The sequence below is a fragment of the Pseudomonas sp. BC42 genome, from assembly GCF_021560055.1.
Lineage (GTDB): Bacteria > Pseudomonadota > Gammaproteobacteria > Pseudomonadales > Pseudomonadaceae > Aquipseudomonas.
Window position 1 is genome coordinate 6,417,476 of sequence record NZ_CP091067.1, and the last position, 20,125, is coordinate 6,437,600.

Genomic DNA, 20,125 nt, shown 5'->3' on the forward strand with positions numbered 1-20,125 from the left:
CAAATTGACGCCCCCTCGTTGACCAGCCCATCGCGGTAGTTCACTTAATGACCAGAAACATGAGGTTCAGCCACAAGATCCTGCTCGCCGCCGCCCTGGTGGTGGCCGTCGCGTTCGCCTGTTTTATTCTGTTCAACGACTACCGACAGCGCGAAGCCCTGCGCAATAGCACCGAGTCAACCATGCAGGAACTGGGCAGCCTGACCACCAGCAATATCCAGACCTGGCTGGAAAGCCGCATCCAGCTCCTGCAGTCTCTGGCCCAGCAGATTGCCGTGGACGGCAGCGGCGCCGAGAGCCTGAAACGCAGCGTCGGCCTGCCCGCCTACACCGGCAACTTCCAGCTCAGCTACTTCGGCGGCCAGGACGGCGTGATGTTTTCGGTGCCGGCCGGCAATCGCGCCGCCGACTACGACCCCCGCGCCCGCGGCTGGTACAAGGCGGCCACCGGCGCGCAACGGACCATCGTCACCGAACCCTACATCGCCGCTTCGTCCGGCAAGCTGGTGATCACCGTGGCCACCCCGGTGCAGCATCAGAACCAGATGATCGGCGTTGCCGGCGCCGACATCGATCTGTCGAGCATCAGCGCCATCATCAACTCGCTGAACTTCGGCGGTCATGGCCAGGCCTTCATCGTCAGCGCCGATGGCAAGATCCTGATCCACCCCGACAGCAAGCTGGTGCTCAAGAGTCTCGCCGAGGCCTACCCCGCGGGCGCCCCGAGCATCAGCCCCGGGCTGAAAGAAGTGCAGCTCAATGGCAAGACCCAACTGATCTCCTTCACCCATGTCAACGGCGTGCCTTCGGCCGACTGGTACGTGGCCCTGGTCCTGGACAAGGACACCGCCTTCGCCGTGCTCAGTGAATTTCGCACCTCGGCGATCATCGCCATGCTGATTGCGGTGGTGATCATCATCAGTCTGCTGGGCATGCTGATCCGCATGCTGATGCAGCCGCTGCACGTGATGGGCCGGGCCATGCACGACATCGCCGAAGGCGAAGGCGACCTGACCAAGCGCCTGGTGATCCATGGCCACGATGAATTCGGCACCCTGGGGCTGTCGTTCAACCGTTTCGTCGAACGCATCCACAGCTCGATCCGCGAAGTGTCCTCGGCCACCGGCCAGGTCAACGAAGTGGCCCTGCGCGTAGTCGCCGCCTCCAACTCGTCGATGTTCAACTCCGACCAACAGGCTTCGCGCACCAGCAGCGTAGCCGCGGCCATCAACCAGTTGGGCGCGGCCGCCCAGGAAATCGCCCAGAACGCCGCCCTCGCCTCGCAGCACTCCAGCGAGGCCCGCAGCCTGGCGCAAGACGGCCAGCAAGTGGTGGATCAGACCATCGCCGCCATGCATCAGCTGTCGGCGAAGATCAGCAGCTCCTGCGACAACATCGAGACGCTCAACAGCAATACGGTGAACATCGGGCAGATCCTTGAGGTGATCACCAGCATCTCTCAGCAGACCAATCTGCTGGCCCTCAACGCCGCCATTGAAGCGGCCCGCGCCGGTGAGGCCGGGCGCGGCTTCGCGGTGGTGGCGGACGAGGTGCGCAACCTCGCCCACCGTACCCAGGATTCGGCGCAGCAAGTGCAGAAAATGATCGAGGAGCTGCAAGTGGGCGCCCGTGAAGCGGTGGGCACCATGACCGAAAGCCAGCGCGAGAGCGAAAGCAGCGTCGGCATCGCCAACCAGGCCGGCGAACGCCTGGGCAGCGTGACCCAACGCATCGGCGAGATCGATGGCATGAACCAGTCGGTGGCCACCGCCACCGAGGAACAGACCGCGGTGGTGGAGTCGATCAATGTCGACATCACCGAAATCAACACCCTGAATCAGGAAGGGGTGGAAAACCTGCAAGCCACCCTGCGTGCCTGCGCCGACCTGGAACAACAGGCCAAGCGCCTGCAGCATCTGGTGGGCAGCTTCCGTATCTGAGGAGCAGCTTCGCCGGCAGCCGGCTCCTACCACTCTTGCGTAGGAGCCGGCTTGCCGGCGAAAGCGCGCTTAAAAACGCGAACCAGGCTCGCGCAGGAAGGCCAGTTCCTCGGCAGTGGATTCACGGCCGAGGATGGCGTTGCGATGGGGGAAGCGCCCGAAGCGGGCAATGACCTTCTGGTGCCGCTCGGCGTAGTCCAGGTGATCGGCGAATACCGGACGATCATCCTCGGGCTGCTCGTCATGCAGAGCGGCAAAGCGCGAAACCCCTTCGTTCTGCACCGCCAGGTGCTCGCAATGCTCGAACACCAGGTAGATGAAGCAGCGCTGCATGGCCGGCAGGCGCCGGTCAAAATCCGCGGCGATGCCTTGCGCCACCAGTGCCTGGGCACGGGCGTCGCCAGAGAATGCCTTGGGGGTGTCGCGGTAGATCATGCGCGGTAACTGATCGAGCAGCAGCACCAGGGCCAGCCAACCTTGGGGACTTTGCGTCCACTCGGCCAATCCGCCGGCCAGTGCCTGCTCCACCAGACCCGCAAAGCGCTGGCGCGCTTCGAGGTCCTGGCTGTCGCGCTTGCCGAACCACAGCCGGCCCTTGGCAGCGACAATCTCCGCCGGCTTTTCGGCTGAGCCGAACCACCAATCAAGCAGAGGCTGCCAGGGCGCGGCCATGTCTTACTCCTTGTGGTAGCCCGTCACGCGAGCCACTTCTTCTTTCGAGCCGAGGAATACCGCAACACGCTGGTGCAGGCCTTCAGGCTGAATGTCGAGGATGCGCTGGTGACCGTCGGTGGAAGAACCGCCGGCCTGCTCGATGAGGAAGGACATCGGATTGGCTTCGTACATCAGGCGCAGTTTGCCCGGCTTCTCCGGCTCGCGGCTGTCGCGTGGGTACATGAACAGGCCGCCACGGGTCAGGATACGGTGCACGTCGGCAACCATCGCCGCGACCCAGCGCATGTTGTAGTTCTTTTTCAGCGGACCGGTATCGCCGGCCAGCAGCTCGTCCACGTAGCGCTTGACCGGGGCTTCCCAGTGACGCTCGTTGGACATGTTGATGGCGAATTCCTGGGTGGACTCCGGAATCTTGATGTCTTCGTGGGTCAGCACGAAGCTGCCCATCTCACGATCCAGGGTGAAGCCCTTGACGCCGTGGCCCAGGGTCAGGATCAGCATGGTCTGTGGACCGTAGATGGCGTAACCGGCAGCGACCTGCTGGGTGCCCGGCTGCAGAAAGGCCTTTTCGTTCAAGGCTTCGTTCTGGCTCAGGTACTCGTTCGGGCAGCGCAGCACGGAGAAGATGGTGCCGACCGGGGCGTTGATGTCGATGTTCGACGAACCGTCCAGCGGGTCGAATACCAGCAGGTAGGCGCCTTTGGGGTATTTGCCGGGAATCTGGTAGGCATTGTCCATTTCCTCGGACGCCATGCCGGCCAGGTGACCGCCCCATTCGTTGGCTTCCAGGAGAATCTCGTTTGAGATCACATCGAGCTTCTTCTGCACTTCGCCCTGCACGTTTTCCGTGCCCATGCTGCCCAGGACACCACCCAGGGCGCCTTTGGACACGGCGTGGCTGATCTCCTTGCAAGCACGCGCCACCACTTCGATCAGGAAGCGCAGATCGGCAGGAGTGTTGTTGCTGCGGGTCTGCTCAATCAAATAGCGACTCAGGGTAACGCGGGACATGGACGGCTCCGGAGGAATGGGGGAGGTTGAAAACCCGCGCAGTTTAACGCGAGTCGGGGCGCATTTCCTCCTCTCAGACAGGGAACTGCCAGATAGAGTTCAGGCAGCGGTTTTCAGCGTAGACGGATTTGTCGCGAGGGCACTTGCCCCCGCCACAGTGATCAGGATTTGGCCGCCGGTTTGCGCAGCAGGCTCACCGCCATCCCGGCCAGGGCCAGCACCCCCAGCAGCAGCACGGCCCACAGGCCGATCTTCTTCCAGTCCGGCCCCACGGCAGCGGCGCCGGCGGGCGCCGTGGCCGCGACTGGCGTCAACGGCGCCGCGCCCTCGACCTTGGCCTGGCCCAGTTCCTTGAGGCGCTGCGGGCTGTAATCGGGAATCAGCGTGGTCAGCGGCAGGTTGGCCGCCACCGCGCTCGGGTTGCCCAGCGCCAGCGTGTAAGGCCCGGCGCCCCGGGCCAGGAACACCAGTTGCGTGCCGCGCACGGCAAACGCCAGGGTCGGCGCCTCGGCCCCCAGGCCGCCGCCACGCTCGTCCACCGTCAGTTTCAACTGTTGCACGGTCTGCCCCGGCAGTTGCAGTTCGTTCTGCTGCACGTCCTGGCCATTCTGGGTCAGGCGGTACAGCAGGCCGTTGTTCAGGGTCTGCCAGGGCAGGCTGCTGTCACGGCGGCCATACAGGGTCGCCGGTGCCAGCGTGTTGGCCTCCTTGAGGTCGATGCGCACCCGCTCGACATTCAGCCCCATGGGCAGTTGCCAGGTGTATTCGCCGGCCTTGGCGGCGGTGCCGCGCAGGGGCTGGGACCACACCAGCGGCGACGGCAGGCTGGTAGTGCTGCTGCTCTGCAGTTGCGCCGAGGTCAGCACCGGCGCCGATTGCGGGGTGTTCCACAGCAGGCGCAGGTAGCGCGCCGACTGCCCGGGCAAGGCCACTTCATGCTGCTCGATCCGCTCGTCGGCAAATGACAGGCGCGCCACCTGGCCGTCCCCCCAGGATTGCCAGTGCTGCAGGTCGTCGCTGGCCTCGATGCTGAAACGCTGGAAACCGTCGCGCTCGCTGGTCCAGTCCAGCAGCAGTTGCTGCAGCGGGGCCTTGATGCCACTGGCATCGAGCAGCCAGCCGCGCAGCACTTCCTCGCCCGCCTCCAACTGCGTGGCCGGCTGCACCTCCACCAGGGTGCCGTTGGCGCTGGATTGCACCCGCACGCTGGGGGTGCTGTCGCCGGCTTGCGCCGAGCTGTACAGCGGGAACCACTTCACCTCCGTGAGGCTCTGCTGCTCGCGGGTCTGTGCCTGTTGACGGGCCAGGGCATAGGCCTGGGGCTCGCCGGCGGCATTGAACACGCGGACATCCCGCAGATCGGTCTGGCTGGCATGCAGCTGCACCTCCAGCGGCAGCTCCAGGCGATACCAGGGCCCCTCGCCACTCAGGGTCAAGGGGGCCTGGGACTTGAAGTCCCCCGGCTTGTCCTGGGCCACGGCGGACAGCGCCACACACAGGCTCACAGCGCCCCACCAGCCCAGGCTCAGCTTCGAACTCACGATGACACTCCTTCATCCAACGGTTTTCCGGGCGCGGATTCGGCCTCGGCGCGCTTGGGCGGCAACGGCGCGAAATAGCCCACCACCAACAGCAGTCCCCCCACCCCGATGAACGAGACGATCCGCGCCAGCCCACCACGGTTGCTCAACTCCACCAGGAACAGCTTGGCCACCACCACGGCGATCAGCACCGCGCCGATCAGCCAGACTTCGCGCCGATGGCGCAGATGCCCGCCGATCATCAGGCCCAGGGCAATCAGGGTCCAGACGATAGACAGCCCGGCCTGGACCATCATCGACTCAAGCAAGGCATCCGGCTGGAACGGCACGCCGCTCCAATGATGGGCCGCACGCATCACCAGCACGGTGAAGAAGGCGAACAGGGAAATTCCCGCCAGCAACTGCGTGCCACGCTCGGCGTAATCGGCGCGGATCGCCAGTTCCTGCACCGCGCTGCGCGACCAGACATAGACGCCGAACAGGGCAAACAGCAGCCCCAGTTCCAGGGGGTTGAGCAGCGGCAGGTACGGCAGCGGTTCGGCGCGGCCATCGCTGAAGGTATTGGCCAGCCAGAACCAGCCCAGCATCAGCAGCGCCAGGGGCAGCGCGGCATACAGGCGATATTCACGGGAATGCGCACTGACCGGCCACGGCCAGGGGCGCGGCGCGGCCATCGCCACCAGGTACAGGCTCGGCAGGATCGCCCAGCCCAGCCAGCGCCAGGCGTTGTACTGCTCGGACAACAGCAGCAAGCCATAGCGCAGCTCCAGCGCCAGCACGCCGATCAGCAACCAGCAGCCCAGCACATGGGCCGTGCTCAAGACTCGCGCCGGCAGCCAGGCCTCCAGGCGCCGCAAACTGAAGAAGTGCACGACGAACAACAGGCTCCAGGCCAGCCAGCCCAGATCCGCCGCCGGGTGATAGCGCGACGTCCAGGACGCCAGCAGCACCAGGGCCCCCGCCGGTATCAGCAGGCTGCACACCAGCCCCAGGGACTTCCATTGCAGGCGCCGGGCCAACAGTGCACAGAGCAGCACGCTGAGGGCCGTGATCAGCAGCAACAGGCTCGCCTGCCAATGCGCCGGGGCGAAACGCAGCACTTCCTTGAACCAGGTAAATGCCCACCAGCAAGCGCCCCAGGCCAGCAGCAGATCGGACAGATGCCCCAGGCTCAAGGCGTCGAAGGCCGAGCCGTGATTGCCCCGCTGCAAGCGCCAGGCTCCCAGCAGCGCCGCCAGGGCCAGGACCATCGGCGTCCAGAAATCGCCATTGGCCAACGGACGCACGCCCTCGACCACGCCCCCCAAGAGCCCGTCTGCGCCGGCCAGCAGGAACGTGCTGCCGCCAATCACCTGCAACAGCAGGCCAAAGGCAAAACTGGCCCGCTGCTGCAGATACAGGCTGAGCCAGATGATCAACAGGCCACTGGCGGCCCAGACGCCGCTGGCGGTGCGCCAGGGCAGCACGAACAGCACCGCCAGGTTGATCATCATCAACCCGGCCAGCAGCACCACCGACAAGCCCCGCAGCAGGCGCGGGTCATGGCGCACCATGTCGTTGCGCGCGGCCAGAAGCATGCCACCGATCAGGGTCAGGCCAATCAGCGAGGCGCTCATCAGGCCGCTCCAGCCGGCGCTCAACACCGCGCCGGCATCGCCGCCCGCGCCTTGCAGGCGCATCAAAAACAGCCCACCGCCCAACAGTTGCACGGCAAAGGCCGTGAACAGGAAGGTCCGCGATTGCAGGCGCAGGCCGACAAACAAGGTCGCCAGCCCAGCCAGGGCCCAACTGATGGCCGTGCCCTGGGTGAACAAGAACAGCGGCGCCAGCAGGTACAGGAAGCCCAGCCCGGCCACTGCCAGGATCGGCGCAATGCCCTGCTCCCAGCTCGCCGAGCAGGCCTTATCGGCCCGGCGTAACTGGTCGAAGCTGAACAGCAGCGCAGCACCAAGCAATAGCGCGCCCAACGGCGCACCGTCCAGCAGGCTGGAATCGCCGGGGCGCAGCTCACTGAGGAAGGCCAGGGCCGAGCCCAGCTGCAGCAGCAAGGCGAAGATCCGGGCCAGGGGACGCTGCTGACGCAGGCCGAGCCAGAAGACCCCCGCGCCCTCCACCGCCCAGGCCGCAGACGTCCAGCGCGCATCCAGGCCCAGGGGAATGGCCAGGGTGGCGAAAATCACCCCCAGCGCCAGGCAGGTTTCACCCAGCAACAGAGCGCGGCCGCCCATCAGCAGCCGTGCCAGGACCATGTAGATCAGACCCAGGGCCAGGGCACTGAAGGAGGCAGCGAACTCCAGGTGCTGGACCAGCGCCAGTTGCAGGCCGAAGCCCACCAGCGGCGGGCCGAACAGCAGGCTGCCGTCGACGTAATCGCCCTTGCGCGCCGACCAGTGCAGCAACGCCTGGCGGCTGTCGTCCGCTGGCGCATCGCGCGTCTCCAGCAGCTTGCGCCGGGTGAACAGCAGGCCGATGGCCAGGTACATGACAAAGAACAGGATCAGGAAGGGTTCGGTGCTCCACAGCAGCTCCGGCGTGTAGGAGCGCAGGCCCCAGGCAAAGCCGATGCCGAAGGTGCCGACAAAACCGATCAGGTTGAGCAGGCGCCAGGCCTTGAACCAGGCGATGGCCAGAATGCCGGCATTGAGCAGCGCGAAGTAGCTGAACAGCGCCACATGGCTGCCGGCACCGGTGGAGGTCAGGATCGGCGCGGCGAAACCGCCGAGGGCCGCAGCGGCCGCCAGCCCCAGGGCATCCTGGGTGATGGCCAGAATCGCCGAGAACAGCGTGACCGCCACCAGCAGGCCCAGGGCCGCGGAAGGGTCGAGCAACGGGTGCAGGCGCATGGCGGCGAACACCGTCAGGTAAAGCACGGCGATGCCCGTGCCCTGCAGCATCAGGGCGTAGTTGCTGTTGCGCCGCCGCAGCCACCAGCCCAGCCCCAGCAGGCCCAGGGAGCTGGCCGCGACGCCGGCGTAACGCAGTTCGATGGGCACCACCATGCCTTCGGTGGCATAGCGCAGCAGGAAGGCCAGGCCGAGGAACAACAGCACCACGCCGACCCGCAGCACGGTGTTGCCGCCGAACAGCCAGTTGCGCGCCCCGCTGATGGCGCGCTCGATCAGGTTCGGCTCCCGCGGCTGCGCCACGGCAGGCTCAGCGGCCGGCGCCTGGGGCTGCCAGACCGACTCCGGCAGCGGCTGGCTGGCGTCGAGCGCCGCGCCGGCACGCGGCGCAGCGGGCAACTCCCAGACCAGCTCGGCCGCCGCCGGTGCCGGTTCCACGGGCCGGACTTCGTCAAGGATGAATTCAGGCAGGTCCTGCAGCTCGGGCGCGGCGCTCAAGCCGCTGCTTGCCTCGGCAGGCGGGGTGCTGTGCTGGGGTTCGGCAAGCGCCTGGGCAGCACCGCCGGGGGTTTCCAGCTGGGCCAGGCGCTGACCCAGGGTGGCGAGGGTGCTTTTCGCCTGCTCCAGCTCACGGTGCTGATCAAGCACCTGTCGCTGCAGGGCACCGAAACGAATGGCCAGGCCAAGCACCAGGCCCAGTAGCGCGCCAATCAGGGCATCGCTGATGGACTGGTCGACGATCCAGCCCAGCAAGGCACCCAGCAGCATGAACATCCATTGCATGTGTCGATATCCCTAAGCGGTCCACTGACGGACGGGTACGGCGGTGTCGAGACTTGGCGGGCAAGCGGGCCCCACCACCCAGTGCGGGAGCCGGCCTGCCGACGCAGATATCTCCCCGATTGGAAGCCGAGCGCGGCCCAAAAGACACCATCTGGGAGATAAAATCGCCGCTCAGTATATCGATCCGGCCCAACAAACGTTGGGCCTTGTGCACAGTTCGAACATTTTCCCAGGCCCCTCAGTCCAGGGCCTTCCAGATCTCCGTGGCGTATTCGCGGATGGTCCGGTCCGAAGAGAACCAGCCCATGCGCGCAGTGTTGAGCACCGCCGAACGCCACCACTGCGCGGAGTCGTGCCAGCACGCTTCGACCCGGGCCTGGGCGTCCCAGTAGGCGTCGAAATCGGCGCAGACCAGGAACCGGTCATAGTCGATCAGCGAATCGATCAGCCCGGTGTAGCGCGACGGATCGTCCGGGGAGAACACCCCGCCGCGAATCGCCTGCAGTACATCGTTGAGCCGATGCGAGGCGGCGATGTCCGGCACCGCGCTGAATTCGCCATTGCGCTTGCGCGCCTCCACCTGCTGGGCACTGAGGCCGAAGATGAACATGTGCTCGGCACCGACCTGCTCGCACATCTCGACGTTGGCGCCGTCCAGGGTGCCGATGGTCAGGGCGCCGTTGAGGCCGAATTTCATGTTGCTGGTGCCCGAAGCCTCGAAGCCGGCGGTGGAAATCTGCTCCGACAGGTCGGCAGCGGGAATGATGCTTTCCGCCAGGCTGACGTTGTAGTTGGGCAGGAACACCACCTTGAGCAAACCGCGCACGGTCGGATCGCTGTTCACGGTGCGGGCGATGTCGTTGGTCAGCTTGATGATCAGTTTGGCCTGGTGATAGCTGGCCGCCGCCTTGCCGGCGAAGATCTTCACCCGAGGCACCCAGTCGGTTTCCGGCTCGGCGCGGATCGCCTGATACAGCGCCACGGTGTGCAGCAGGTTGAGCAACTGGCGCTTGTACTCGTGGATGCGCTTGACCTGCACATCGAACAGCGCCGCCGGGTTGATCGCGATCCCCAGGCGCTCGTGGATGAGCGCGGCCAGGGCGCGCTTGCTGTGCAGGCGCTGCTCGGCGAACTGCTTGCGAAACGCCGGCTTCTCGGCAAAGGGCTCCAGCCCCAGCAGCAACTGCTCGGGGTTGTCCAGCAGCCCGGGGCCCAGGGCGTCCACCAGCATGTCGGTGAGGGGCGGGTTGGCCTGGTACAGCCAGCGGCGAAAGGTGATGCCGTTGGTCTTGTTGTTGATCCGCTCGGGGTAGAGCTTGTGCAGCTCGGAAAACACCGTGCTGCGCATCAGCTGGGTGTGCAGGCCGGACACGCCATTGACGCTGTGGGAGCCGAGGAACGCCAGGTTGCCCATGCGCACCCGGCGGCCGTTGTCCTCCTCGATCAGCGACACCGCCCGCAGCACGTCGAAATCGTGCAGGCCCTTGGCCCGCAAGGCATCGATGTGCTGGGCGTTGATCAGGTAGATGATCTGCATGTGCCGCGGCAGCATGCGCTCCATCAGCCCCACCGGCCAGGTTTCCAGGGCCTCGGGCAGCAGGGTGTGGTTGGTGTAGGCCAAGGTGTCCACGGTGATCTGCCACGCCGCGTCCCAGGCGATGCCGTGCAGGTCCACCAATTGGCGCATCAGCTCGGCCACGGCGATCGACGGGTGGGTGTCATTAAGCTGGATCGCCGCGTGCTCGCCGAGGCTGAGCACCGAGTCGTGCATGTTCTTGTGACGCCGCAGCAGGTCCTGCAGCGACGCCGAGACAAAGAAGTACTCCTGGCGCAGGCGCAGTTCCTGGCCGGCCTCGGTGCTGTCAGCCGGGTACAGCACCCGGGAGATGCTTTCGGCCCGGGCCACTTCCGCCACCGCGCCCAAGTGGTCGCCGGCGTTGAAACGCTCCAGGTGCAGGTCTTCCATGGCCCGGGCCCGCCACAGGCGCAGGGTGTTGACGCTGGCCCCGCGCCAACCCACCACCGGGGTGTCGTAGGCCACCGCACGCACCGTCTCCGCCGGCCACCAGACCTGGCGCGTGTTGCCCGTCTCGTCGGTCACGCTGTCGACGCTGCCGCCAAAGCCGATGGAGTAGATCACCTCGGGGCGCTCGAACTCCCAGGGGTTGCCGAAATCCAGCCAGTGCTCGGTCTGCTCCTGCTGCCAGCCGTCGACGATCGCCTGGCGGAACAGGCCGTGCTCGTAACGAATGCCGTAGCCGTGACCGGCCAGGCCCAGGGTCGACATGCTTTCCATGAAGCACGCCGCCAGGCGCCCCAGGCCACCATTGCCCAGGGCCGCATCGGGCTCCAGCAGGCGGATGCGCTCCAGGTCCACCCCCAGATCGGTCAGGGCCTCGCGGGCCACGTCCAGCAGGCCGAGATTGCTCAGGCTGTCGAACAGCAGCCGGCCGATCAGGAACTCCAGGGACAGGTAGTACACCCGCTTCTGGCCCTTGCGGTACATCTGCCGCGTGTGATCCATCCAGTGGTCGACCATGTGGTCCCGCGCGGCCAGGGCAATGGCCTCGAACCAGTCGTGGTCGAAGGCGTGGTCCGGATCTTTGCCGACCGCGTAGGTGAGTTTGGTCAAGACGGCTTCGCGAAAAGCGGCCACCTCAGCGTCACGAGCTAGGGGTTCCTGAGTCATCGATACGACCTCTGACGAGATACACAGTGAGCATGGAATGGTCTGAGCCTAGTCGGTCTGACACGAGGCGAAGGCTCTGGTTCGGCGCTGCTGCAAATGGCTCGGCTCAAGGGGGGAGTCTTCGGCGCCTGCGGGAAAAAAGATGCAGATGCCGTGCCGCCAGGCATAAATCCGACGACCATTAAGAAAAATCCGACCCAAAGTCGTTCAAAAATCCACCAGTCCCGGTATGATCGCGCGCCCTGGAACATGCCGGAAAAACCACCTTGATGAAGTCCAACCTGATCGCCGCCGCGGAAATCGATCGTCTCGATACCTGGGCCAAATACTCCGCGCCCATGTGCGGTTCCTGCATGTCCAGCTGCTGCACCCTGCCGGTGGAAGTGAAGATCAAGGACCTGATCCGCATCGGCATCGTCGATGAATTCGAGCGCGGCGAGCCGGCGAAGAACATCGCCAAGCGCCTGCAGAAAGAAGGCATCGTCGAGCGCTACAACCAGAAATCGGAAATCTTCACGCTGCAGCGCATGAGCAACAACGATTGCCTGTATCTGGATCGTAAAAGCCGCCTGTGCACCATTTATGACAAGCGCCCGGACACCTGCCGCAACCATCCGAAGATCGGCCCGCGTCCAGGCTACTGCGCCTACAAGCCCAAGCCCCTGGAGCGTCCGACCAACACCAGCAGTCGGACCCTGGAACGCTTCTGAGCCACCGCGCCTCACCGCTACTACCGCTGCTGTAGCCGCTGCCGAGCTTGCGAGGCTGCGACCGGCTGCGCAGCGGCCGTAAATCCAGGTGGCGCGTAATGCCTGAACGGCTGCGATGGCCGTCTTGCGGCTGCTGTGCAGCCGGTCGCAGCCTCGCGCTGCTCGGCAGCGGCTACATGAACAGGTTTTCTCCAGGCGCAAAAAAACGCCCCCGGTCTCGCGACCGGGGGCGTTTTCATTCAGCCGGAACTAAAGACTCAGTTCTTGGCTTTCTTGGCAGCGCGGGTACGCTCGCCTTCGTCCAGGATCTTCTTGCGCAGACGAATGGACTTAGGAGTCACTTCGCACAGCTCATCGTCCTGGATGAATTCCAGAGCCTGTTCCAGGGTGAAGCGAACAGGTGGAACCAGGGCGATGGTTTCGTCTTTGCCCGAAGCACGCATGTTGTCGAGCTTCTTGCCCTTGGTAGGGTTCACGCCCAGGTCGTTGTCGCGGCTGTTCAGGCCGACGATCTGACCGTTGTAGATTTCCTGGCCGTGCTCGACGAACAGCTTGCCGCGCGCCTGCAGGGTTTCCAGGGAGTAGGTCAGGGCCTTGCCGGTTTCTACCGATACCAGTACGCCGTTCTGACGGCCGGACATGCTGCCGGACTTCATCGGAGCGTAACGGTCGAAGATCGAGGTCAGGATGCCTGCACCGTTGGTCAGGGTCAGGAACTGGTTACGGAAACCGATCAGACCACGGGCTGGAATGTTGTATTCCAGGCGTACACGGCCCTTGCCATCCGGAACCATGTTGCTCAGGTCGCCCTTACGCAGACCCATCTCTTCCATGACCTTGCCCTGGGATTCTTCAGGGATGTCGATGGTGACGTTTTCGAACGGTTCCTGCTTCACGCCATCCACTTCACGGATGATCACTTCAGGACGGCCAACGCCCATCTCGAAGCCTTCGCGACGCATGGTTTCGATCAGTACCGACAGGTGCAGCTCACCACGGCCGGAGACCTTGAACTTGTCGGCCGAGTCGCCTTCTTCAACGCGCAGGGCAACGTTGTACAGCAGCTCTTTGTCCAGACGTTCCTTGATGTTACGGGACGTCACGAACTTGCCTTCCTTACCGCAGAATGGCGAGTCGTTGACCTGGAAGGTCATGGAAACGGTCGGCTCGTCGACGGTCAGCGGCTTCATCGCTTCAACAGCGGTCGGGTCGCACAGGGTGTCGGAGATGAACAGCTCGTCGAAACCGCTGATGCAGACGATGTCGCCGGCAGCCGCTTCTTCAACGTCCACACGGTGCAGACCGTGGTGACCCATCAGCTTGAGGATACGACCGTTGCGGCGCTTGCCGTCGACGTCGATGGCCACAACCGGGGTGTTCGGCTTGACGCGACCGCGAGCGATACGGCCAACGCCGATCACGCCCAGGAAGCTGTTGTAGTCCAGAGCGGAGATCTGCATCTGGAACGGACCGTCACGGTCAACGCTTGGCGCTGGCACGTTGTCGACGATCGACTGGTACAGCGGGGTCATGTCTTCAGCCATTTCGCTGTGGTCCAGACCGGCAATACCGTTCAGGGCCGAGGCGTAGACGACTTTGAAGTCCAGCTGTTCTTCGGTGGCGCCCAGGTTGTCGAACAGGTCGAAGATCTGGTCCAGAACCCAGTCAGGACGCGCGCCCGGACGGTCAACCTTGTTGATCACCACGATTGGACGCAGGCCGGCTTCGAACGCCTTCTTGGTCACGAAACGGGTTTGCGGCATAGGGCCGTCTTGAGCGTCGACCAGCAGCAGCACGGAGTCGACCATGGACATGACGCGCTCAACTTCGCCGCCGAAGTCGGCGTGGCCCGGGGTGTCCACGATGTTGATGTGGTAGCCGTTCCAGTTGATGGCGGTGTTTTTCGCCAGGATGGTAATGCCGCGCTCTTTTTCCTGGTCGTTGGAGTCCATCACGCGCTCGTCGTTGAGCTCGTTGCGCTCCAGGGTGCCGGATTGACGCAGGAGTTTGTCTACCAGGGTGGTCTTACCATGGTCAACGTGGGCAATGATGGCGATGTTGCGTAGATTTTCGATCACTTGTGTATCTCGATCAGAGGATTCGGTGTGCTGACAAATGCTGGCAGCGATTAACAATAGAGTCAGGCCTGGCCGTTACAGCTGGACGGCGGCGTCGGGGGGCCGGTGACGCAAGCCACAGGCGAACATCCCCGGGCACTTAGCTCGGTCTATAAACGCGCACATTGGCATGTCCCTCACTGAGCAGATGGTGAGCATGCAGGCGACTCATGACGCCTTTGTCGCAATACAGCAGGTACTGGCGCGTAGGGTCCAGTTCCTTGAAGCGGGCATTCAATGCATAGAACGGCAGCGCTTGTACTTCGATGCCAGCAAGCTCCAGCGGGTCGTCTTCCTGGGCATCCGGGTGACGGATGTCGATGACGATCTGACCGGCCAGCGCCTCGCTGACTTCTTCAATCTGCAAATCCTGGCCCAACTCGTCGATCACCCGATCGATCGGCACCAGTTTGGCCCGCTCGATCGCACGCTCGAGCACCGCCATATCGAATTCTTTCTCTTCATGCTCGACGCGATGGCGCTTGGCATGGGTCTTGGGGTTCACCGAGATGACCCCGCAGTACTCCGGCATGTGCTTGGCGAAGTCGGCGGTGCCGATCTGTTCGGCCAGGTCGATGATGTCTTGCTTGTGGCTGGCGATCAGCGGACGCAGCACCAGCTTCTCGGTCACGCAGTCGATCACCGACAGGTTCGGCAGGGTCTGGCTGGACACCTGGGAAATCGCCTCGCCGGTCACCAGTGCATCGATGTGCAGGCGATCGGCGATGCTCGAGGCGGCACGCAACATCATACGCTTCAAAATGACGCCCATATGACTGTTGTCGACTTTGCCGAGAATTTCCCCGAGCACTTCCTCGAACGGCACGCTGACGAACAGCACGCGCTGGGAGCTGCCGTACTTCTTCCATAGGTAGTGCGCGACTTCCATCACGCCCAGTTCGTGGGCACGCCCACCCAGGTTGAAGAAGCAGAAGTGCCCCATCAGGCCGCGGCGCATGATCTGGTAGGCCGCCACCGTGGAATCGAAACCGCCGGACATCAGCACCAGGGTCTGTTCCAGGGCGCCCAGCGGGTAGCCGCCGATGCCGTTGTGCTGGCTGTGGATCACGAACAACCGTTGGTCGCGAATTTCCATCCGCACTTCGATTTCCGGCTCTTTCAGGGAGATTCCGGCGGCGCCGCACTGCCGACGCAGTTGGCTGCCGACGTACTTTTCCACGTCCATGGAGCTGAATTCATGCTTGCCGGCACGCTTGCAGCGCACGGAGAAAATCTTCCCGGGCAAGGCCTCGCCGAAGTGCTGCTTGCACTTGGCGACGATGTCGTCGAAGTCGCCCAGCGGGTATTCGTCGACCTGCAGGAAGTGCGCGATACCGGGCATGCAGCAGAGGCGGTCGGCCAGCTCCTTCAGGGCCTTGGGCTCGCTGAGGGTGGTTTCCAGCTCAAGGTTGTCCCACACACCACCGACCACCACAGCCGGGTCCAGATCGCGGAGCACGGCACGGATGTTCTTGGCCAACTGACGGATGAAACGCATCCGTACCGGGCGGCTCTTGATGGTGATTTCCGGGAAAACTTTAACGATTAGTTTCATGAAAACTGTGCGCGCTGGGCCAGCCGAAAAAGGGGGGCGCGGATTATAGCGGAAATTGCTCAAGGTTTAACCAATTAATGTGCAGAAGGTTTTCAGTGCACCAAAACAGGTCATTTATCGAGCCAGGCGCTACATTGCAGTGCGCCAGAGGCCGAAATTTAGCCGAATCCGCCGCACAAAGCCTGATTTTGGGGCAGAAAACCCATCACAGGGCACTGGCATGCAATTTGCTCCCTTGTGAGGCAGGTTGCCATGGCAGAGTATTCGCGCCGGCATCACCCACATTCTAAGGGCACTCCAACACCAAGCCCGAAGCCACCCCGGAGGACACTATGTCGAAGTCGGTTCAACTCATCAAAGATCATGACGTCAAATGGATTGATCTGCGCTTCACTGACACCAAGGGCACTCAACATCACGTGACCATGCCGGCCCGTGATGCGCTGGATGAAGACTTCTTCGAATCCGGCAAGATGTTCGACGGCTCCTCCATCGCTGGCTGGAAAGGCATCGAAGCCTCCGACATGATCCTGATGCCGGACGACGAAACCGCTGTGCTGGACCCGTTCACCGAAGAACCGACCCTGATCCTGGTCTGCGACATCATCGAACCTTCGAGCATGCAAGGTTACGACCGCGACCCACGCGCCATTGCCAAGCGCGCCGAAGAGCACCTGAAAGCCACCGGCATCGGCGACACCGTATTCGCCGGTCCAGAGCCAGAGTTCTTCATCTTCGACCAAGTGAAATTCAAGTCCGACATCTCCGGCTCGATGTTCAAGATCTACTCCGAACAAGGTTCCTGGATGTCCGACCAGGACATCGAAGGCGGCAACAAGGGCCACCGTCCAGGCGTCAAGGGCGGCTACTTCCCGGTTCCACCGTTCGACCACGACCACGAAATCCGTACCTCCATGTGCAACGCACTGGAAGAAATGGGCCTGACCGTTGAAGTTCACCACCACGAAGTGGCGACTGCCGGCCAGAACGAAATCGGCGTCAAGTTCAACACCCTGGTGAAGAAGGCCGACGAAACCCAGACCCTGAAATACGTCGTGCACAACGTGGCCGACGCCTACGGCCGCACTGCCACCTTCATGCCTAAGCCACTGTACGGCGACAACGGCTCGGGCATGCACGTGCACATGTCGATCTGGAAAGACGGCAAGAACACCTTCGCGGGTGAAGGCTATGCCGGCCTGTCCGACACCGCCCTGTACTTCATCGGCGGCATCATCAAGCACGGTAAGGCCCTGAACGGCTTCACCAACCCGGCCACCAACTCCTACAAGCGTCTGGTTCCAGGCTTCGAAGCCCCGGTCATGCTGGCCTACTCGGCACGCAACCGTTCCGCTTCGATCCGTATTCCTTACGTGTCGAGCCCTAAAGCCCGCCGTATCGAAGCCCGCTTCCCGGACCCGGCTGCCAACCCATACCTGGCCTTCGCTGCTCTGCTGATGGCCGGCCTGGACGGTATCCAGAACAAGATCCACCCTGGCGACGCCGCTGACAAAAACCTGTACGACCTGCCGCCTGAAGAGGCCAAAGAGATCCCACAAGTTTGCGGCAGCCTGAAGGAAGCCCTGGAAGAGCTGGACAAAGGTCGTGCGTTCCTGACCAAAGGCGGCGTTTTCAGCGACGACTTCATCGACGCTTACATCGCCCTGAAAAGCGAAGAAGAGATCAAGGTCCGTACCTTCGTACACCCACTGGAATACGAGCTGTACTACAGCTGCTGATCCGGTAGCACCGGCGCAAGCCGCGTGATCAAGAGGCCTCCTTCGGGAGGCCTTTTTTATGCCCGCGCATTTGCCAGGCCCGGGGTGGTTGCGTGCATCATGGGCGCCGTTTTCCCATCAGCAGCCGAGCCCGCCCATGACTTCGCGCCTCAACCTGTGCCTCGCCCTTGCCTGTAGCCTGCTCACCGGCGCAGCCTGCGCCAACGATGCCCCGCCCACCCTTGCCCCACTGCTGCAAAGCATCGGCGAGCGCCTGAGCATTGCCGATCAGGTGGCCCTGAGCAAATGGGACAGCCACAAGGCCGTGGAGGACCGTCCGCGGGAACAGCAGGTGATTGCCGGCGCCACGGCCCAGGCCGCCACCTATCACCTGAATGAAGAAACGGTCGGGCAGTTCTTCGCCGCCCAGATCGAAGCCAACAAACTGGTGCAGTACGCCCGGCTGTCCAGCTGGCACCTGCAAGGCCAGGCACCGGACACCCCGCGCCAGGACCTGGCCGGACAGATCCGCCCACAACTCGATCAGTTACAAAAACGCCTGCTGCAGCAACTGGCCGACTTCAGCCCCCATCGCGGTGATCGCCAATGCCCGCAATGGCTGGCCCAGGCCACTCAGGCCGCCAGCAGCGATCCGTTGCGGCAGCTGGCAATGATCCGCGCCACCGCCGAGTTATGTGTGTTCAAAGGTTAACCGCGCCCGCGCCCAGCCTCGCGCCGCCCTATGCTGAGCCCTTCAACCGCACACCTGTGAAGGGCTGGAATCACCGTGACGCGCATCGCTGTCTTTTGCCTGCTGTGGCTAACGGCGCTGGCTGCCAGCGCAGAGCCCTACATACAACTGCGGTTGCAGGGCGTGCCGGACCACGGCGCGCTGCGAGCCAACAACGGCAGCTTCACCGTACAGGTGGTGCTAGCGCCGGCCTTGCAGCCGCACCACCGCCTGCGCCTCTTGCTGGACGACCAGGCTTATGGAGCCCCGAGCCGGGGCCCCGAGTTGCCGCTGGTCGCTATCGACCGTGGCCAACATCGCCTGGCGGTGCAGATCCTCGACGGCGAGCGGGTCCTGCAGCAGAGCGCGCAGATCACCTTCACCCTGCTGCGGGCCCATCGCCGTTGAGCCCACTTCAAGCGAACCGCTACAGCCCGCTCGCTGAGTGAAACAACGCAGTGCCCATGCGGCGCTCATGCTCCAGTAGCCAGCGCTTGCGCCACAGTCCGCCACCGTAGCCGGTGAGGGCACCGTCGCTGCCGATCACCCGGTGGCAGGCAATGACGATGGCGATCTGATTGGCACCGTTGGCCCGGGCCACCGCGCGCACCGCCGACGGCGAGCCGATCCGGCTCGCCACCTCGGCATAACTGCAGGTGCTGCCCAGGGGAATGGCGCGCAGGGCCTGCCATACCGTGCGGGTGAACGGCGAGGCGTTCATCGCCAGCGGCGTGTGGAAGCCACCCGGCTCACCGGCAAAATAACGCTGCAATTCGGCCTCGATCTGGTCGATCGGAGCAAAACGCCCGAAACCTATGCTCGAACCGCTGCGCTTTTGCAGGGTCTGCAGCTCATTGGCCAGCGCCGGACGATCGAAAAACTCCAGCAGGTGCAGGACCTGGGCGTCAGCCACCGCCAGCATCACGCCGATAGGGGTTTGCAGCCAGTCCACCTTGAGCAGCTCGCGCCCCCGCAGGTTCGACGGTGGCTGGCCAGCCAGACGGGAAAAGGCCCGGCGAAAGCCGCTGTCGGAATCAAAGCCGGCGCTGATCTGCGCCGCGATCACCGACTCTCCGCCCGCCAGCTGCTGCATGCCCTGGCCCATGCGCCGCAGCCGGGCCATTTCCAGGAAAGTCACCCCAAAGTAGCGCTTGAAGGCGCGACGCACGGTGGACGGATCCAGCCCCTGCCGGGTCAGATCATCTTCGTACCAGCGCCGCTCGGGATCACCGTGCAGTTGCTCCAGCAGGGTCTGCACCCAGGGTTCCTGCACCCCGGCCCGCTCCAGAGGGCGACACCGCAGACAGGCACGGAATCCCGCTTCGACACAGCCCTTGATCGAGCCGAAAAACACCGTGTTCTCACGCTTGGGCTTGCGCGCGGCACAGGTCAGGCGGCAGAACACCCCCGTGCTCTTGACCCCGACGAACGCAAAGCCCTCATAGGCCGGGTCGCGGTCCAGAAGGGCCTGATACAGGGTGTCGTCATCGGGGAGCTGAAACAGCAGAGTGGCGTTTTCCATGGCCGCATCCTAAACCTTGAAGCGTCGGGTTCGAGCACTCTAAACCCGCGCCCTGCGCGCTGCCGCTGAAAAACGGGCGTTGATTCTCGCCGATTCGGGCAACCGGCCAGCGCCCTGCAGATTCATGCACTATATTGGTGCAACACCGTGCACCCACAGACCATTCCCAGCCCATTTTGGTTCGAAAATACCCGGCAAAGCTGGCAAAGCGCCACGCAAGCGGGCTTCAAACGCCTGTTTCAGGCCGCGAACGCTTCTTTTCGGAGCCTTGGTTTGGTTTTTGCATTTTCT

Annotated in this window: 12 protein-coding genes and 1 pseudogene; 5 read left to right on the plus strand and 8 right to left on the minus strand. The window is 63.8% G+C overall.

Annotation, left to right across the window (positions count from 1 at the left end; translation table 11 throughout):
* Positions 1-47 precede the first annotated feature (47 nt).
* Positions 48-1,940 carry a methyl-accepting chemotaxis protein gene (locus tag L1O02_RS29000; RefSeq protein ID WP_235759187.1) on the plus strand — a complete coding sequence of 631 codons (1,893 nt, stop codon included), beginning with the start codon at positions 48-50 and terminating at the stop codon, positions 1,938-1,940.
* A 69-nt stretch (positions 1,941-2,009) separates the two neighbouring features.
* Here the strand turns inward: L1O02_RS29000 and L1O02_RS29005 are convergent, their stop codons facing one another.
* From L1O02_RS29005 to L1O02_RS29025, 5 genes are all read right to left on the minus strand, one after another.
* On the minus strand, positions 2,010-2,612 hold the full coding sequence (locus tag L1O02_RS29005) for a DUF924 family protein (RefSeq protein ID WP_060837120.1): 603 nt from the start codon (positions 2,610-2,612) through the stop codon (positions 2,010-2,012).
* 3 nt (positions 2,613-2,615) lie between these two features.
* On the minus strand, positions 2,616-3,626 hold the full coding sequence (locus L1O02_RS29010; protein ID WP_060837119.1) for a class 1 fructose-bisphosphatase: 1,011 nt from the start codon (positions 3,624-3,626) through the stop codon (positions 2,616-2,618).
* 161 nt (positions 3,627-3,787) lie between these two features.
* Positions 3,788-5,167: a DUF3999 domain-containing protein gene (locus tag L1O02_RS29015; RefSeq protein WP_060837118.1), complete on the minus strand. Its 1,380-nt coding sequence runs from the start codon at positions 5,165-5,167 to the stop codon at positions 3,788-3,790.
* Positions 5,164-8,793, minus strand: coding sequence for a DUF2339 domain-containing protein (locus L1O02_RS29020; RefSeq protein WP_235759189.1), 3,630 nt, complete (start codon positions 8,791-8,793; stop codon positions 5,164-5,166). Before L1O02_RS29020 ends, L1O02_RS29015 begins: the two co-directional genes overlap by 4 nt.
* A gap of 238 nt (positions 8,794-9,031) precedes the next feature.
* A complete protein-coding gene (locus L1O02_RS29025; RefSeq protein WP_060837116.1) occupies positions 9,032-11,482 on the minus strand; it encodes a glycogen/starch/alpha-glucan phosphorylase in 2,451 nt (816 codons plus the stop codon).
* 266 nt (positions 11,483-11,748) lie between these two features.
* On the opposite strand from L1O02_RS29025, the gene L1O02_RS29030 reads away from it, so the two are divergent.
* On the plus strand, positions 11,749-12,192 hold the full coding sequence (locus L1O02_RS29030) for a YkgJ family cysteine cluster protein (protein WP_173655882.1): 444 nt from the start codon (positions 11,749-11,751) through the stop codon (positions 12,190-12,192).
* Positions 12,193-12,449: 257 nt separating this feature from the next.
* Here the strand turns inward: L1O02_RS29030 and typA are convergent, their stop codons facing one another.
* Together typA and thiI are read right to left on the minus strand one after the other, a co-directional pair.
* Positions 12,450-14,270, minus strand: a complete 1,821-nt coding sequence (gene typA / locus L1O02_RS29035; RefSeq protein ID WP_060837115.1) for a translational GTPase TypA — start codon at positions 14,268-14,270, stop codon at positions 12,450-12,452.
* A gap of 139 nt (positions 14,271-14,409) precedes the next feature.
* The gene (thiI, locus tag L1O02_RS29040; RefSeq protein WP_060837114.1) at positions 14,410-15,864 is read right to left on the minus strand and encodes a tRNA uracil 4-sulfurtransferase ThiI; all 1,455 of its coding nucleotides are present in this window, start codon (positions 15,862-15,864) and stop codon (positions 14,410-14,412) included.
* 332 nt (positions 15,865-16,196) lie between these two features.
* On the opposite strand from thiI, the gene glnA reads away from it, so the two are divergent.
* The 3 genes and pseudogenes from glnA to L1O02_RS29055 all read left to right on the plus strand — a co-directional run.
* Positions 16,197-17,603: a glutamate--ammonia ligase gene (glnA, locus tag L1O02_RS29045; RefSeq protein WP_016965623.1), complete on the plus strand. Its 1,407-nt coding sequence runs from the start codon at positions 16,197-16,199 to the stop codon at positions 17,601-17,603.
* Between the two features lie 136 nt (positions 17,604-17,739).
* Entirely contained in the window at positions 17,740-18,294 is a 555-nt protein-coding gene (locus L1O02_RS29050) for a chorismate mutase (protein WP_108545882.1), read from the plus strand.
* A gap of 147 nt (positions 18,295-18,441) precedes the next feature.
* A pseudogene (locus tag L1O02_RS29055) lies at positions 18,442-18,720 on the plus strand (DUF4124 domain-containing protein); the annotation flags it as partial.
* A 19-nt stretch (positions 18,721-18,739) separates the two neighbouring features.
* On the opposite strand, the gene L1O02_RS29060 reads toward L1O02_RS29055, so the two are convergent.
* Positions 18,740-19,834: a trifunctional transcriptional activator/DNA repair protein Ada/methylated-DNA--[protein]-cysteine S-methyltransferase gene (locus L1O02_RS29060; protein ID WP_235759193.1), complete on the minus strand. Its 1,095-nt coding sequence runs from the start codon at positions 19,832-19,834 to the stop codon at positions 18,740-18,742.
* Positions 19,835-20,125: the final 291 nt, after the last annotated feature.

Coding starts and splice junctions, on each gene's coding strand:
- L1O02_RS29060 (WP_235759193.1), bottom strand. CDS start 19,834: ATGGAAAACGCCACTCTGCTGTTTCAGCTCCCCGATGACGACACCCTG.
- glnA (WP_016965623.1), top strand. CDS start 16,197: ATGTCGAAGTCGGTTCAACTCATCAAAGATCATGACGTCAAATGGATT.
- L1O02_RS29000 (WP_235759187.1), top strand. CDS start 48: ATGACCAGAAACATGAGGTTCAGCCACAAGATCCTGCTCGCCGCCGCC.
- L1O02_RS29005 (WP_060837120.1), bottom strand. CDS start 2,612: ATGGCCGCGCCCTGGCAGCCTCTGCTTGATTGGTGGTTCGGCTCAGCC.
- L1O02_RS29020 (WP_235759189.1), bottom strand. CDS start 8,793: ATGCAATGGATGTTCATGCTGCTGGGTGCCTTGCTGGGCTGGATCGTC.
- L1O02_RS29010 (WP_060837119.1), bottom strand. CDS start 3,626: ATGTCCCGCGTTACCCTGAGTCGCTATTTGATTGAGCAGACCCGCAGC.
- thiI (WP_060837114.1), bottom strand. CDS start 15,864: ATGAAACTAATCGTTAAAGTTTTCCCGGAAATCACCATCAAGAGCCGC.
- L1O02_RS29025 (WP_060837116.1), bottom strand. CDS start 11,482: ATGACTCAGGAACCCCTAGCTCGTGACGCTGAGGTGGCCGCTTTTCGC.
- L1O02_RS29050 (WP_108545882.1), top strand. CDS start 17,740: ATGACTTCGCGCCTCAACCTGTGCCTCGCCCTTGCCTGTAGCCTGCTC.